Genomic DNA, 14,730 nt, shown 5'->3' on the forward strand with positions numbered 1-14,730 from the left:
AAAGCACAAGTATTAACAAATAAAGTATATAATTAGCTACTGCGTACGCAAAAAAAAGCAATATGGAAAAACGAATAATTAACCCGTGGAAATGGCAAAACGAAAGAAGTTATGTACAAGCCGTAGAAGTTACGAACCCAAAAGGCACGCTTTATATTTCCGGGCAAACTGCAATAGATGATGAAGGTAAATCTAGTACTGCTAGCATGAAAGCCCAATTAATTCAATCTATAGAAAACTTGGAACGCATAATAAAGGATGCCGGATATGAATGTAAAAATATTGTGAGATTAAACCTTTATACAACTTCAACTGAAGAGCTGTTTACGTGTTTTGATGTTTTCCAAAATTGGACAACCAAGCACAACATACGGCAGGCAAGCACCTTACTGGAGGTTAAAGGCCTTTTTGAAACATTAAAAATAGAACTGGAAGCTACAGTCATAAAATAACATCTGAATTGAGGTATTCATAAATAAAAATACCCTAAAACCAAGATAGAAAACGACCGAAAAAAAACAAACCCCAATATTTCTATTGGGGCTCGTCCACTTTCATATGTACATTAAATCTTAAATAGGCGATAGTTACACTTTAGGGTTTCGCCTTGGCGAAACATATGACATATCGTATCCTGAAAACTTTTTCATGTAAATTGCTATTGTTGTTCCGTAACTGTCCGATACATCAAACGCACCCCACGATCGCAGGTACTTTTTAACGTTACCGGCACCGGCCAAATGGGCCGCGGCCAACATTCCGGATTCCGTAATTTCAACACCACCTATTCGTTTTCCAACGAAACGGTCAATGTCTCTTCTCAAAATCCACTTATTACGAGCTACATTCGTGTGAAAAGCTCTTTCTTGCAACACTGGGTCGTTTAAGAAACTTGTTGCGTTATACACACCCATAAGCTGTAAGGTACCAATACCAAACTGGTATTTTCCCAAATACCCAAGTGTATTTGTTGTAAAATAGTTACCCTGCGATTCTTTAAACGCTAGAGCTTCTTTAAATCCGATATAAGAACTCCCTAAAAAAGGCGGAGCTATCAATATCGTTGAATGCATAGTTTTGTTTTTGGGAAACAAAACTTCAGTAGGTTGATTTACTTTAAGGGTTTCCGGCACTTTCACCTCTTTAGACTCAAATCCGAAACTCAATAAAATAAAGGTAATGATTAGGGGGCTTGAAAATCCTAGCCACTTTCTCATACATTATATTTACCTAAGACTTACGAAAATTTAACCTGCTTAGATTACGAGGGGCAAAGATAAGCCCGTTTTAGTCTTACAAATTAGAATGCTTTGTTAAAAATATACCGTTTTAGTTAACAAGTATTAAACTACGGACAAAATGCCTATCTATTAATTTTTTGAGCATTTATCCACCGGACATACTGCGCTTTATTGCGGTTGTGCTGGGCTAAAGTCTTAGCAAATTTGTGGTATCCAAAATTTTCCACATTGGCTACAAAGTAGAGGTAATCGTGCTTTTCCGGACTAAGAACCGCGTCAATAGCCGTAATATCCGGCATAGCAATTGGCCCTGGTGGTAGACCTGCGTACTTATAGGTGTTATACGGAGAGTCTAATTCCAAATCCTTATAAAGGACCCTTTTGATTACAGTGTTAAAGTTGCCGCTTTGCTTTTTGATGGCGTAAATTACTGTAGGGTCTGCCTGAAGTAATATGCCCCTTCGTAAACGATTAAGGTAAACGCCCGCTACTCTTGGGCGCTCATCAACTTTTGCGGTTTCTTTATGTACTACAGAGGCCAAAGTAATCACCTCTTCGGGAGAAAGCCCTAATGCTTTTGCCTTGGCTAAACGAGCATCCGTCCAAAAACGTTTGTATTCCTTTAGCATACGCTCCCTGAACTCTTTCTCGGAAGTATTCCAGAAAAACTCGTAACTGTTGGGTATATACATAGCCAACTCCGTATCCCTATTAAATCCGTTAGCTTTCAAGAAAGCTTCATCTGTAAATGCCTTCAACAAAGTTATGCTATCCGGCTCTATTTGCATCGCTATTCTACCGGCTAGGTCCGCTAATGTTTCCTGGTTGTTAAATGCAACTTTTACAGGTATATTCTGACTACGGAGTGAGTTTACAATATCATTATTGCTCGCCTCCTTTTTAATAGCGTACTTACCTCCTCTTACATTGGCGGCGTACCCCTTACGCTGTGCCACTTTCTCAAAAGAACTCATATCCTTAAGAAGTGGAGATACCAAATTCTTTACTTCGTTAAAATCTGCATCCGAAGGCACAAATACAAAGGCTTCGTTATTTTCAAAAGCCGTATTAGGCGCAAAAATGGCGTTGTAAACCGTGTAAGCAAAGATTCCACCGCCTACAAGACCGGCAATTGCTATAAATACTAGAATACGTTTTATATACATTAGGTATTTATTTTTTGAAACAAAATTTCATTTATATACTTCCCCTCGGAAAAAATCCAATCTCTTTTAATTCCCACCTCTTCAAAACCCATCTTCTTGAACAAATGAATGCTTGGGTCATTACCCTCCAATACATTGGCGTAAAGCTGTCGCAGATTCAAGACCTTATGAGCATAATCACACACCAATTGAATGGCCTCCGCCCCTACTCCTTGGTTCCTCTTTTCTTTATCCAAAATAACTATACCTATTCCCGCCCTAAAATTCTTAGGATCAAAATCAAATAGGTCAATAAGCCCAATTGTTGAATTCTGCTTATTGCAGATACAGAGCCGCAATTGCTTAACATCATAAATGTCCCTATGGGCGTTTTCCAAATAAAGCGCTAGTACATGTTTTGAATATGGGGTAGTCGTACCACTTATTTCCCACATCTGGGTGTTATTCTCAAGTTCGTAGAGAAAATCTAGATCATTGGGTTCTAAAGCCCGCAGATTTATATGTTCTCCATTTAAACTTAACATTCGATCTCTCCTTTGAATACCTGTTTGGCAGGGCCAATTAAATGAATCTGCTCGTACACACCATCCTTTTTAGCAAACTCTACCTCTAGCTCACCGCCCTGAGTATTCACTTTTATTCTATTTGCAGATGTTTTTCCGGAGTTATGCATAGCTATTGCTACAGCTGTAACCCCAGTTCCACAGGATAAAGTTTCATCCTCTACACCACGCTCATAAGTTCTTACGGCAAAGGCGTCATTATCTAAGGTTTCAACAAAATTAACGTTGCTTCCGGTTTGTCCGTACATTCCGTAACGCAACTTTTTCCCTTCTTTATAAACTTCAAAATCTTGAACGGACTTTACTATTTGCACGTGGTGTGGCGAACCCGTGTCCAAGAATACATACTCCGGTTTCTCTTTTATTTCGGACACATCCTGCATCTGCAGGCTAACAATACCATTTGCTATAGTTGCGTGGTGCTTGCCATCTGCAGCATTAAAAACAGTATCTTTATCTATAACACCCAAAAAATTGGCAAAAGCTACAGTACAACGGCCGCCGTTACCGCACAAACTGCCCTCACGGCCGTCTGCATTGTAATAGACCATATTAAAATCTGACAGTTCGTCATTTTCTAGAAGTATTAAACCGTCTGCCCCTATGCCAAATTTGCGGTCACATAAAGACGCTACCAGTTTGGTATCGTTTTTGGGGAAATGTAGTTGTCGATTATCGATGAGCACAAAATCGTTTCCGGTGCCCTGATATTTGTAAAAACTAAGTGTCATAGAATTATTTAAAGACACAAATATAGGCTTTTATCCCTATCGGAAATAACCTCTTTGGTCCACCACTTAGCGACCTGAAATAGTAGGGATTAAGATATATTTAGCAGTTAAAGAGTAGTTAAAGCAAATATAACGCACCTAAAAAACGACTAATTTTAACATATCAAAAGAATTTAAACAAAACGATAACATGAAAAAAATTGCCAGTACCTTTTTAATCGCCCTCTTTGCTGGAGCAATAACACTGGGCAGCTACAAATTATTTTTTGAAAACACCAATTACGCCGTTATATCCCAAGACGAAGGACATTCGGTTTTTAATACGAGCCTAACACCTACCTCTGCAAAAGGGGCGGGAATTAATGAGGTTGACTTTACCGTTGCAGCAGAAAACACCGTAAACGCGGTAGTACACGTTAAAAATGTAACCATTAACAGAACTCCCCATAGCCTTATGGACTTCTTTTATGGAAGCGGAGGAAATGAAAGGCCTCAAGTAGGAACCGGATCTGGGGTAATTATTTCGCAAGATGGTTATATTGTTACGAACAACCACGTTATTAGCAAAGCAAATCAATTACAGGTTACCCTAAACAATAACAAAACTTATGATGCCGAACTTATTGGCACCGACCCGAACTCTGACATCGCCCTAATTAAAATAGATGCTGAAGGAAATTTGCCATATTTGGCCTTTGGTGATTCTGATGACGTTAAAATAGGTGAATGGGTTTTGGCCGTTGGTAACCCTTTTAACCTTACTTCTACCGTAACTGCGGGTATAGTAAGTGCAAAAGCACGTGATTTGGGAAAAAATCAGTCGTTTATCCAAACCGATGCAGCCGTAAACCCTGGTAACAGTGGTGGGGCATTGGTTAATACGAACGGAGATCTTGTGGGTATCAACACCGCCATTACATCACAAACGGGAAGCTATGTGGGCTATTCCTTTGCAGTTCCCAGCAACATTGCCAAAAAAGTAGTTGATGATATCCTAGAATATGGAAACGTACAAAAAGGCATTTTAGGAATTAAGACCCTGAACATAAACACGCCTTACGCCATAGAAAAAGGACTTAATGAGATTGAGGGTGTATACATTTCCGGGGTTGAAGAAGGAACTGGAGCTGCCGAAGCCGAACTGATAGAAGGAGATATCATAAAGAAAGTAGACAATATCAAGATCCGCAAATTTGCCGATCTTACCGGTTATCTTTCCGCTAAAAGACCCAACGACTCTGTAGAGGTTACTATTGATAGAGACGGAGAAGAATTTACCGTGCCTGTCATGCTTAAGAAAAGACAGACCGTAATAGTTCCGGTAATGGGCCTTGAAGTAAAGAACTTAACAAAAGAGGACAACAAAAAGTTTAAGACCAAACAAGGTGTAAAAATTGTTGGTGTACCTGAAACCTACCGTGGTTACGGGTTGGAAGGAAAAGTTCTTCTTTCGGTTGACAATAATGAAATAAACGATATTGAAGAGGCCAGAACCCTTTTTGGAAGCATCTCTAGATACGGTAAAACCAGTATCACAATGATCAACGAAAAAGGAGAAAGAGAACGCCTGATTTTTCAATAAAACATTAAAACTTTAAATTAAAAACACCTCAATTGAGGTGTTTTTTTGTTTACTATTGTTTCAAACAACACTAAATAGCTACTTTTATACCAAAATATAACTCAACTCAACAAAATGAAATCTAACGCTTCTTACGAAAAAGAATTAGCCTTTCAGGCTGATAGAAGAAAAGCTACAACCGAATTCATAAAACTGGTCAGTGACCTTTGGTATGATAAGACGATAGAAATCGTGCTTTTCAAAAATCAGGTGATAGACAAAAACGTAAGTGACATTATAAATCTGCATGAATATGCAGGTGAATTTGTCCAAAAACCCATTTCTATTTTCGATTCCACCGAAATATTGCGGGCCATAAACGATATTCAGCTACCTCCTGCTAAATTAGACATTGGCAAGCTTACCTATGAATACCACTCAGATGACAATCACAATACAGATATAAAAGCCTTTGTGTTTGACAAACTAAAAGACGCGGACAATGCCCCACCTTTAAAACCTAAGGATATTGTTCTTTATGGCTTTGGAAGAATAGGTAGGCTTCTGGCTAGAGAGCTTATGGCAAAGACCGGTCAAGGCAATCAACTGCGCTTAAGAGCTATCGTAACCCGAAAAGCGGACAACCATGAGATTCTGGAAAAAAGAGCCAATCTTTTACGTATTGATTCCGTTCACGGTAAATTTTCCGGCACGGTAGAAACAGATATAAAGAATAATGCCTTGATAATAAACGGTACTACCGTTTACATGATCAGCGCCGATCGTCCCGAGAAAATCGATTACACCCAGTATGGAATAAACGATGCATTGATAATAGACAATACAGGAGCTTTCAGAACCAAAACCGAATTGGCCAGACACCTGGAAGCCGAAGGAGCTTCGCACGTGCTCCTTACCGCTCCCGGAAAAGAGGTACCTAATATTGTTCATGGAGTTAATCACAAAACGTATGACCCGGACGCCATTAAAATATTTTCGGCCGCTTCGTGTACTACCAATGCCATTACCCCTATTTTAAGTGTTATTGAAGATTCCTTGGGAATTACAAAAGGGCATTTGGAGACCATTCATGCCTACACTAATGACCAGAACCTAGTGGATAACATGCACAGCAAACATAGACGGGGCCGAGCAGCCGCTCTGAACATGGTCATAACCGAAACAGGTGCAGGTGCTGCAGTAGCTAAAGCTCTACCGGAATTAAAGGATAAGCTTACCTCTAATGCAATTAGGGTACCGGTTCCCAACGGTTCTTTAGCTATTCTAAACTTAGAAGTGAAAAATAAAACTTCCATAGATGGTATTAACGCCATTATAAAAAAGTATGCCCTAGAGGGAGATTTGGTAGAGCAAATAAAATATTCCTTGAGCAAGGAAATGGTATCTTCGGATATTGTAGGAACAAACGCACCTTCCATTTATGATAGTAACGCTACAATTGTTAACGGCAGCGGAAAAAATATTATACTTTATATTTGGTATGACAACGAGTATGGTTATTCGCACCAGGTAATACGTTTGGCCAAATACATATCAAAAGTAAGAAGGTATACTTATTATTGATTTTAAGCTACTTACAAGGGAATACTTTCCGCTTTTTTGAAGGTATTCCCTACTAAATAGCAACCTTATCCTTGATTTTTTTTATTAATTGATATTATTGAATTACTTTAGTCGGCTCTAAATAATTAATTCACAGAATCACTTCAACATGAAAGGCTTAAGAATCCTGTTACTGATAACGGCTTTATTAGCATATAACCTACAATTTGCCCAAGAAGCGGAAGCTCAAGAAGAGTTGTCACTTGATAAAGGGCCTATAGATAGTCAATTTGAGTACATTTTTACCAAATCTGGTAATTATCGTGCAGATGGAAAAAAATATGAGGTCGTGCGTACGATTTCATTGGACAAACTGCGCCAAAATGTTCTTGATACACTAAAAGGGTATAACAAAAGAGCTGCCGAATTAAAAGCTACTATTGGCGGACACGAATCTACAATAGGTTCGCTAAACAAAAAATTGGAAGAGACTACCAACAACTTGGTAGCTGTAACCGAGGAAAAAGACAGCATGTCCTTTTTAGGTATTATGGTTTCAAAAAGTACATATAATGGTATTCTTTGGACCGTTATTGCTTCTCTGTTAGCACTGTTACTTTTCTTTATATATAGATTTAGAAACAGTAACATCCTAACCCAGGAAGCCAAGACTAATTTAGCCGAACTGGAAACCGAGTATGAAGACCACCGTAGAAGGGCTTTAGAAAGGGAGCAAAAAATTAGCAGGCAGCTGCAAGATGAAATCAACAAGTACAAAAAACAGAAATAATCTAAAAAGCTCCTCACGGAGCTTTTTTTATTCTTTGTGTTATGAAAATTATTCAAGCCAACTCATCGCATATACCATTACTAGCACCTTTGTTCGATAGTTACAGGGTTTTCTACAAACAAGCTTCGGACATAAATGCCGCTACTTCTTTTCTTAAAGAGCGCTTTTCCCAATCGGAATCTATAGTTTTCATGGCTTTTATTGATGGGGAAGCTGTAGGCTTCACCCAGTTATACACTACATTTTCATCCGTTTCTATGCTCCCCTATTATGTGTTGAACGATTTATATGTAAACCAAACCCAAAGAAAAAAAGGCATAGGCTCCGCATTGTTGAATACAGCACAAGAATTCTGTTTAAAAAAAGGGTTTAAAGGCTTAGCCCTAGAAACGGCAACGGATAATCCCGCACAAAAGCTTTATGAAAAGCTGGGGTGGAAAAAAGATTCGCACTCTTTTCACTACTTTTGGCGCACTAATTCATAGCCCAAACTAAAATGCGTATTGATATTATCACCGTTTTACCGGAATTGCTGGAGAGCCCGTTTAACGCATCTATCTTAAAACGAGCCATAGAAAAGTGCATAGTTGAGGTGCACATGCACAATATACGGGACTACACGGACAAGAGCTACAACCAAGTAGACGATTACCAATTTGGTGGCGGTGCGGGCATGGTACTTATGATAGAGCCTATAGACAAGTGTATTTCTAAGTTAAAGGCCGAAAGAACGTACGATGAAATTATCTATATGACACCAGATGGGGAAACCCTGAACCAAAGAATGGCCAACGGCATTTCATTGCTTAACAATGTAATCATACTTTGCGGCCACTATAAAGGTGTTGACCAAAGAGTACGAGATGCTTTTATTACCAGAGAAATTTCAATAGGCGATTATGTACTTTCTGGCGGTGAACTAGGTGCCGCTATTCTTTGCGATGCCGTAATTAGGTTGATTCCCGGGGTTTTAAACAACGAAACATCGGCGTTGACGGATACCTTTCAGGATGACCTCCTTGCTCCTCCTGTCTATACCAGACCCTCAGAGTACAAAGGCATGAAAGTACCGGAAGTGCTTTTGAGCGGTAACTTTCCCAAAATAGAGAAATGGAGGGAAGACCAAGCACAAAAAAGAACGGAAGAACGTAGACCCGATCTACTGGAGTAACAGCCCTACGTATTTTGATATATCAAAAAATCAAAAAAATTATTGTCAGTTCTAAATTATAGAGTATTTTTGCAGCCTGTTAAATCAACCTCTGACGAAAATCGTGAATGTTGACCATAACATAATCATTAATAAAAAAATCATGGAAGAATTATTAAAATTCGTTCAGGACGAGTTTGTTCCAAAAAAAGAATTTCCAAAATTTTCAGCTGGTGATACTATCACTGTGTACTATGAAATTAAGGAAGGTGAAAAAACACGTACTCAGTTCTTTAGAGGTGTTGTTATCCAAAGAAGAGGTTCTGGTGCTACCGAAACTTTTACAATCCGTAAAATGTCAGGTACTGTAGGTGTTGAACGTATTTTTCCAGTAAACATGCCAGCCTTGCAAAAGGTTGAAGTTAACAAAAGAGGTAAAGTACGTAGAGCTCGTATCTTCTACTTTAGAGGTCTTACTGGTAAAAAAGCACGTATTAAAGAGGTACGTTCTTAAGCCAAGAATACATACAATAAAAAAATCCCGCAATAGCGGGATTTTTTGGTTATGAACAATTGTTAATATCAGCAGTTCATAAGTTGTTGATTTATAATATGTTAAAAAAATTGGTGGCTTAGACTATTTTTCCTACATTTATAAAACAATTAAAGAAAACATCTGTCGAAGATAGCTTCTGAAATTGTTATAGAGGTAGCGTTCTTTATAGTATTGTTTAGGTTTTATAAATGTTTAAAGATGTATTTCAGAGTACGCCATTTAGTAAAACGAACATATCAACAAAAGGCTGTCGCTTTTTGAGAAATGATTATGTGAACATATTTGTAAATATTCAACGGATGCAAGTCTAGGAAATATGCACAAAGAATGTGTAGACAATATGAAGAGATATAAATTGTAGCTTGGTTTGATAATTAAGTGCAATTCATCTCAAACGTTGAAATTGTGATGCGAATGCAATCAATGGTTGCCGATCTGTCGTAAGAACAGGGAAGAAAGTTTGCTATATCAGTTTCTAAAAAGCCATATCAATGTACAAGTACAATGATATGGCTTTTGTTTTGCCTTTTTTTTTCCTAATTCGCAAGGTTTTTGTTAAAATAGCCCATAAAGAGATACAGCTCAAAACAACCCCTTATCTTTTGGCTTGGAAGAATACATAAAGTTGTATATTTACTCCGCTTTAAATTAAACCTTTCCTTACATGTCCAAAATTTTTTATACAAAAACAGATGAAGCTCCGGCTTTAGCTACACAATCATTTTTACCAATTGTAAAAGCATTTACCAAAACGGCCAATGTTACCATAGAGACCAAAGACATTTCTTTGGCCGGAAGAATTATAGCTGTATTTCCTGATTTTCTAAAAAATGAGCAAAAAATCGCAAATGATTTAGAAGAGTTAGGTGCTTTGGCTAAAAAACCAGAAGCAAACATTATAAAGCTTCCTAACATTAGTGCTTCCGTTCCACAATTAAAGGAAGCCATTAAGGAATTACAAGACAATGGTTATGATTTACCAAGCTATCCGGACGAGCCTTCCAATGAAGCAGAAAAGGATATTAAATCTAGATATGACAAAATTAAAGGTAGCGCCGTAAACCCGGTACTACGAGAAGGAAACTCCGATCGTAGAGCTCCGCGCGCCGTAAAAAATTACGCAAAACAAAACCCACACTCCATGGGTGCCTGGAGTCCTGATTCCAAAACCCATGTTGCCACAATGGATCATGGGGATTTTAAAGCCAATGAGAAATCATTGACACTTGCCCAACCTACGGATATAAGAATAGAATTGGTCAAGAACAATGGAGAAACCCAAGTTCTTAAAGATAAATTAGGCCTTCTAGAAGGTGAAATCATAGATGCTACCGTTTTGAGCAAAAATGCACTTGTCGCATTTTTGAAAAAGCAGGTGCAAGACGCCAAAGACCAAGGTGTATTGTTCTCGCTTCATATGAAAGCTACCATGATGAAAGTTTCCGATCCAATTATTTTTGGACATGCCGTTGAAGTTTTCTTTGCAGACGTTTTCAACAAATATGAAGACACGTTCAAAACTTTAGGAATTAGTGCAAATGACGGTCTTGAAAACTTGTTCGCCAAGTTAAATGAGCTGCCAGTAGATAAAAAAGAGGCTATTGAAAAAGATATTCAAAAAGCTATAAATGAAGGTCCGGACTTGGCCATGGTAAATTCGGACAAGGGTATTACCAACCTTCACGTTCCTTCGGATATTATTATTGATGCGTCAATGCCGGCTATGATCCGTAATTCTGGTCAAATGTGGAACGCCCAAGGAAAACCACAGGATACCAAAGCGGTAATTCCGGATAGCAGTTATGCAGAAATATACTCGGCCACAATCGATTTCTGTAAAAAGAACGGTGCTTTTGACCCTACTACTATGGGAACCGTTCCCAATGTAGGTTTAATGGCCCAAAAGGCTGAGGAGTATGGTTCTCATGACAAAACTTTTGAAATTGGGGCTGCTGGAACCGTAAAAGTAGTAGACATCAACTCTGATAAAGTTTTAGAAGAACATGCGGTTGAAGAAGGTGACATCTGGCGTATGTGCCAAGTTAAGGATGCTCCTATCCAGGATTGGATAAAATTGGCCGTATCCAGAGCGAGAGCAACAAATGACCCTGCAGTTTTCTGGTTAGATGAAAATAGGGCGCATGATGCAGAACTTATCAAAAAAGTAAACACTTACTTACCTAATCATGATACCACCGGGTTAGACATTCGTATTCTTTCTCCTAAGAAAGCTACTGAATTTACCTTGGCAAGAATGAAAGAAGGTAAAGACACTATTTCCGTATCCGGAAACGTGCTTAGAGATTATCTTACAGATCTGTTCCCTATTTTAGAAGTGGGCACCAGTGCAAAAATGTTATCTATTGTACCACTTATGAACGGTGGTGGTCTTTTTGAGACCGGGGCAGGTGGATCAGCTCCAAAACATGTGGAACAATTCATTGAAGAAGGTCATTTACGATGGGATTCTTTAGGTGAGTTTCTTGCCTTAGGAGTTTCTTTGGATTTCTACGGAGAAAAAAATCAAAATGAAAAAGCTAGAATTTTAGGTGATGCTTTGGACAGTGCCACAGAAAAATTCTTGATTAATGATAAATCGCCTTCAAGAAAGGTAAAAGAAATAGATACACGTGGAAGCCACTTCTTCTTGGCCATGTACTGGGCCGAGGCTTTGGCCAAACAAGATAAGGATGCCGAATTAAAGGCTACTTTCTCTAAAGTCTATGAAGCTATTCAATCTCAAGAATCTAAAATTGTAGAGGAGCTAATGCAAGCTCAAGGCAAACCTCAGGACATTGGAGGGTACTACAAGCCAGATGCAGAACTTGCCGCTAAGGCAATGAGACCTAGTGAGACTTTTAATTCTATCTTGGATACATTATAACCATTATGAGTTAAGTACAATAAAAAGGCCCTGCATTTGCAAGGGCCTTTTTCTTTTTAAAATAGTGTTAACATTTTCTGTAAAGGTCTTTTTCTAGCTACATTTATAAAAAAATTGCTCTTAGATGAACCAACTTACCAAGGTCGTTCTCAGTGTCTTTCTACTTTGTTTTTTTAATAGTTTTGCCCAAAGGCAATACACTTTAAGCGGAACAATCTCAGAAGATTCCAGCAATGAAACCCTTATTGGGGTGGCTATTGTTTTTCCCGAACTGGAAACAGGGGTTACCACCAATGAATACGGTTTTTATTCCATTACCCTTCCAGAAGGCACCTACCAGTTGTTGATCAGATACCTGGGTTTTCAGGATGTTGTAAAAACGGTCACACTGGATGCGGATAAAAAAATGAATTTTCAGCTGATGGAATCCGCTGAACAGTTGCAAGAAGTTGTAGTAACGGAAGACGTAGAAAAAATGGATGTACGCAAACCCCAGATGAGCGTGAACTCCTTATCTGTGGGAACTATTAAAAAAATTCCGGTTATCTTGGGAGAAGCCGATGTTATTAAATCCATTCTCTTACTGCCCGGTGTAACCAACGCAGGCGAGGGTGCCTCCGGTTTTAATGTACGGGGCGGTGCCGTAGACCAAAATCTAATTTTATTAGATGAGGCCACTATTTTTAACTCCTCCCACCTATTCGGCTTTTTCTCTGTCTTTAACCCGGACGCCATAAAGGATATTAAACTATATAAAGGGGGAATTCCGGCCCGTTATGGCGGTAGAGTCTCGTCGGTTCTGGATATTTTCCAAAAAGAAGGAAATAGCAAAAAAATTAAAGTAAACGGAGGTATAGGCGCCGTTGCCAGCCGTTTGTTGGTAGAAGGCCCTATAAAAAAAGATAAAGCTGCGTTTCTTGTGGGAGGCCGTGCCTCCTATGCTCACCTATTCCTGCCCCTTTTTGACGTAGATAATACCGCCTATTTCTACGATTTAAATACCAAGCTCAATTACAACATAAACGATAACAACAGTATTTTCCTATCAGGATATTTTGGTCGTGATGTATTTGGTATAAGCGATAGTTTTGTAAATACTTATGGAAACGCAGTAGGTAATTTTAGATGGAATCACCTTTTTTCAGACAAGTTATTTTCTAACCTCTCTTTAATCTATTCCAACTATTACTATGGTCTAAAACTGGATTTTGTAGGCTTCGATTGGAATTCGGGCATTGAAAACTTCAATATAAAATATGACCTGAAACACTATATCACAGACAAGTTTCAAATCAATTACGGCATCAATAATATCTACTATCGTTTTAACCCTGGAAAAATACAGCCTAGCAACGAAGATTCCGGTATAGTAGAAGAGCAGTTAACACAAAAGTATGCCAATGAATTTGCAGCCTATATTGATATTGAACATGATATAACCAAAAACCTGAGTCTAAATTATGGACTCCGCTTCAGTAATTTTTTACGATTGGGACAAGACGAGGTAAACGTCTATTTAGATGATAACCCTGTCTTTTTTGACCCGGTACTGCAAGTATATCAAGAAGGCATACCTATAGACCGGTATAACGTAAAAAGAAGTGGTAGCTTGGCTACCTTTAACAACCTGGAACCACGTATATCCTTGGCATACACCTTAAACAACAGTAGTTCTATAAAGGCCAGCTACACCCATTTGGCACAGTACCTGCATTTACTTTCCAACACGAGCTCTCCTACTCCATTGGATGTTTGGACTCCAAGCGGCCCCTTTGTAAAACCCCAAATTCTTGATCAATACGCGGTGGGGTATTTTAAAAATCTAAAGGATGGTGATTTCTCTTTTGAAACCGAGGCTTTTTATAAGGACGTTCAAAATCGCATAGACTATATAGATGGCGCCAACCTTATTGCCAATGATGCCATTGAGCAAGTTATTCTAAATGGCGAAGCGCGAGCTTACGGTCTGGAATTTTTACTACGCAAAAACGAGGGTAAGTTTCAGGGTTGGCTTGCCTATACGCTTTCAAAATCTGAGCAAAGGACACCAGGAAGAACCATTGAATTGCAAGACGGGACTTCATTTACGGAAACTGGCATAAACTCCGGAGCCTGGTACAACACCCCGTATGACAAGACCCACGATATATCGGCCTATGCGAGCTATGATTTAAATCAAAAATGGAATTTTAATACCAATTTTGTATTTCAAACAGGGCAACCCACCAATTACCCTATAGGTCAATTTCGTTTTCAGGGGCTTACCGTTCCCTATTATGGACTGCGAAATGAAGAGCGTTTGCCCGCTTACCATCGTATGGATGTCTCCGCAACCCTGACCCCAAAAAAGAACAAAATCAGAAAATGGCAGACCGAATGGGTCTTCAGCGTATACAATGTATACAATCGCAGGAATGCCGCATCTATAAGTTTTAGCCGCAATGAGGATACCGGAGCCAATGAAGCGGTACGTACGTCAATCTTTGGCGTGGTACCGGCGGTAACGTATAACTTTAAATTTTAAG

General features: G+C 38.9%; 13 protein-coding genes. 9 read left to right on the forward strand and 4 right to left on the reverse strand.

The features are described from left to right. The first annotated feature begins 62 nt into the window (after positions 1-62). Positions 63-452: a RidA family protein gene (locus KO513_RS17945; protein WP_215914595.1), complete on the forward strand. Its 390-nt coding sequence runs from the start codon at positions 63-65 to the stop codon at positions 450-452. A 135-nt stretch (positions 453-587) separates the two neighbouring features. Here the strand turns inward: KO513_RS17945 and KO513_RS17950 are convergent, their stop codons facing one another. The 4 genes from KO513_RS17950 to dapF form a co-directional block, all read right to left on the reverse strand. Beyond that, complete coding sequence (locus KO513_RS17950; protein WP_215439031.1) at positions 588-1,217, reverse strand: hypothetical protein; 630 nt, start codon at positions 1,215-1,217, stop codon at positions 588-590. Positions 1,218-1,363: 146 nt separating this feature from the next. Beyond that, on the reverse strand, positions 1,364-2,407 hold the full coding sequence (gene mltG, locus KO513_RS17955) for an endolytic transglycosylase MltG (protein ID WP_215914596.1): 1,044 nt from the start codon (positions 2,405-2,407) through the stop codon (positions 1,364-1,366). Beyond that, positions 2,407-2,931 (reverse strand): GNAT family N-acetyltransferase, encoded by a 525-nt coding sequence (locus tag KO513_RS17960; protein ID WP_215914597.1) that lies wholly within the window; start codon positions 2,929-2,931, stop codon positions 2,407-2,409. Before KO513_RS17960 ends, mltG begins: the two co-directional genes overlap by 1 nt. Beyond that, complete coding sequence (dapF, locus tag KO513_RS17965) at positions 2,925-3,701, reverse strand: diaminopimelate epimerase (protein WP_215914598.1); 777 nt, start codon at positions 3,699-3,701, stop codon at positions 2,925-2,927. The genes KO513_RS17960 and dapF overlap by 7 nt, the downstream gene beginning before the upstream one ends. A gap of 190 nt (positions 3,702-3,891) precedes the next feature. Between dapF and KO513_RS17970 the strand changes: the two genes are divergently transcribed. The 8 genes from KO513_RS17970 to KO513_RS18005 all read left to right on the forward strand — a co-directional run bounded on the left by KO513_RS17970 (position 3,892) and on the right by KO513_RS18005 (position 14,729). Then, a complete protein-coding gene (locus KO513_RS17970; protein WP_215914599.1) occupies positions 3,892-5,283 on the forward strand; it encodes a S1C family serine protease in 1,392 nt (463 codons plus the stop codon). 114 nt (positions 5,284-5,397) lie between these two features. Continuing rightward, complete coding sequence (locus KO513_RS17975) at positions 5,398-6,846, forward strand: glyceraldehyde-3-phosphate dehydrogenase (RefSeq protein WP_215914600.1); 1,449 nt, start codon at positions 5,398-5,400, stop codon at positions 6,844-6,846. A gap of 148 nt (positions 6,847-6,994) precedes the next feature. Next, complete coding sequence (locus KO513_RS17980; protein WP_215439025.1) at positions 6,995-7,615, forward strand: tRNA (guanine-N1)-methyltransferase; 621 nt, start codon at positions 6,995-6,997, stop codon at positions 7,613-7,615. 41 nt (positions 7,616-7,656) lie between these two features. Then, the gene (locus KO513_RS17985; protein WP_215914601.1) at positions 7,657-8,100 is read left to right on the forward strand and encodes a GNAT family N-acetyltransferase; all 444 of its coding nucleotides are present in this window, start codon (positions 7,657-7,659) and stop codon (positions 8,098-8,100) included. A gap of 11 nt (positions 8,101-8,111) precedes the next feature. Further along, entirely contained in the window at positions 8,112-8,786 is a 675-nt protein-coding gene (gene trmD / locus KO513_RS17990; protein WP_215914602.1) for a tRNA (guanosine(37)-N1)-methyltransferase TrmD, read from the forward strand. 142 nt (positions 8,787-8,928) lie between these two features. After that, positions 8,929-9,279: a 50S ribosomal protein L19 gene (gene rplS / locus KO513_RS17995; RefSeq protein ID WP_215439022.1), complete on the forward strand. Its 351-nt coding sequence runs from the start codon at positions 8,929-8,931 to the stop codon at positions 9,277-9,279. 706 nt (positions 9,280-9,985) lie between these two features. Further along, complete coding sequence (locus KO513_RS18000; RefSeq protein WP_215914603.1) at positions 9,986-12,205, forward strand: NADP-dependent isocitrate dehydrogenase; 2,220 nt, start codon at positions 9,986-9,988, stop codon at positions 12,203-12,205. Between the two features lie 124 nt (positions 12,206-12,329). Further along, positions 12,330-14,729 (forward strand): TonB-dependent receptor, encoded by a 2,400-nt coding sequence (locus tag KO513_RS18005; RefSeq protein WP_215914604.1) that lies wholly within the window; start codon positions 12,330-12,332, stop codon positions 14,727-14,729. The last annotated feature ends 1 nt before the right edge of the window (position 14,730 follow it).

Source organism: Zobellia sp. B3R18 (assembly GCF_018860715.1).
Classification (GTDB): Bacteria; Bacteroidota; Bacteroidia; order Flavobacteriales; family Flavobacteriaceae; genus Zobellia; species Zobellia russellii.

Bases quoted from the DNA above. Each gene is read 5' to 3' on its own strand.
- KO513_RS17945 (WP_215914595.1), top strand. From the start codon at position 63: ATGGAAAAACGAATAATTAACCCGTGGAAATGGCAAAACGAAAGAAGT.
- KO513_RS17950 (WP_215439031.1), bottom strand. From the start codon at position 1,217: ATGAGAAAGTGGCTAGGATTTTCAAGCCCCCTAATCATTACCTTTATT.
- mltG (WP_215914596.1), bottom strand. From the start codon at position 2,407: ATGTATATAAAACGTATTCTAGTATTTATAGCAATTGCCGGTCTTGTA.
- KO513_RS17960 (WP_215914597.1), bottom strand. From the start codon at position 2,931: ATGTTAAGTTTAAATGGAGAACATATAAATCTGCGGGCTTTAGAACCC.
- dapF (WP_215914598.1), bottom strand. From the start codon at position 3,701: ATGACACTTAGTTTTTACAAATATCAGGGCACCGGAAACGATTTTGTG.
- KO513_RS17970 (WP_215914599.1), top strand. From the start codon at position 3,892: ATGAAAAAAATTGCCAGTACCTTTTTAATCGCCCTCTTTGCTGGAGCA.
- KO513_RS17975 (WP_215914600.1), top strand. From the start codon at position 5,398: ATGAAATCTAACGCTTCTTACGAAAAAGAATTAGCCTTTCAGGCTGAT.
- KO513_RS17980 (WP_215439025.1), top strand. From the start codon at position 6,995: ATGAAAGGCTTAAGAATCCTGTTACTGATAACGGCTTTATTAGCATAT.
- KO513_RS17985 (WP_215914601.1), top strand. From the start codon at position 7,657: ATGAAAATTATTCAAGCCAACTCATCGCATATACCATTACTAGCACCT.
- trmD (WP_215914602.1), top strand. From the start codon at position 8,112: ATGCGTATTGATATTATCACCGTTTTACCGGAATTGCTGGAGAGCCCG.
- rplS (WP_215439022.1), top strand. From the start codon at position 8,929: ATGGAAGAATTATTAAAATTCGTTCAGGACGAGTTTGTTCCAAAAAAA.
- KO513_RS18000 (WP_215914603.1), top strand. From the start codon at position 9,986: ATGTCCAAAATTTTTTATACAAAAACAGATGAAGCTCCGGCTTTAGCT.
- KO513_RS18005 (WP_215914604.1), top strand. From the start codon at position 12,330: ATGAACCAACTTACCAAGGTCGTTCTCAGTGTCTTTCTACTTTGTTTT.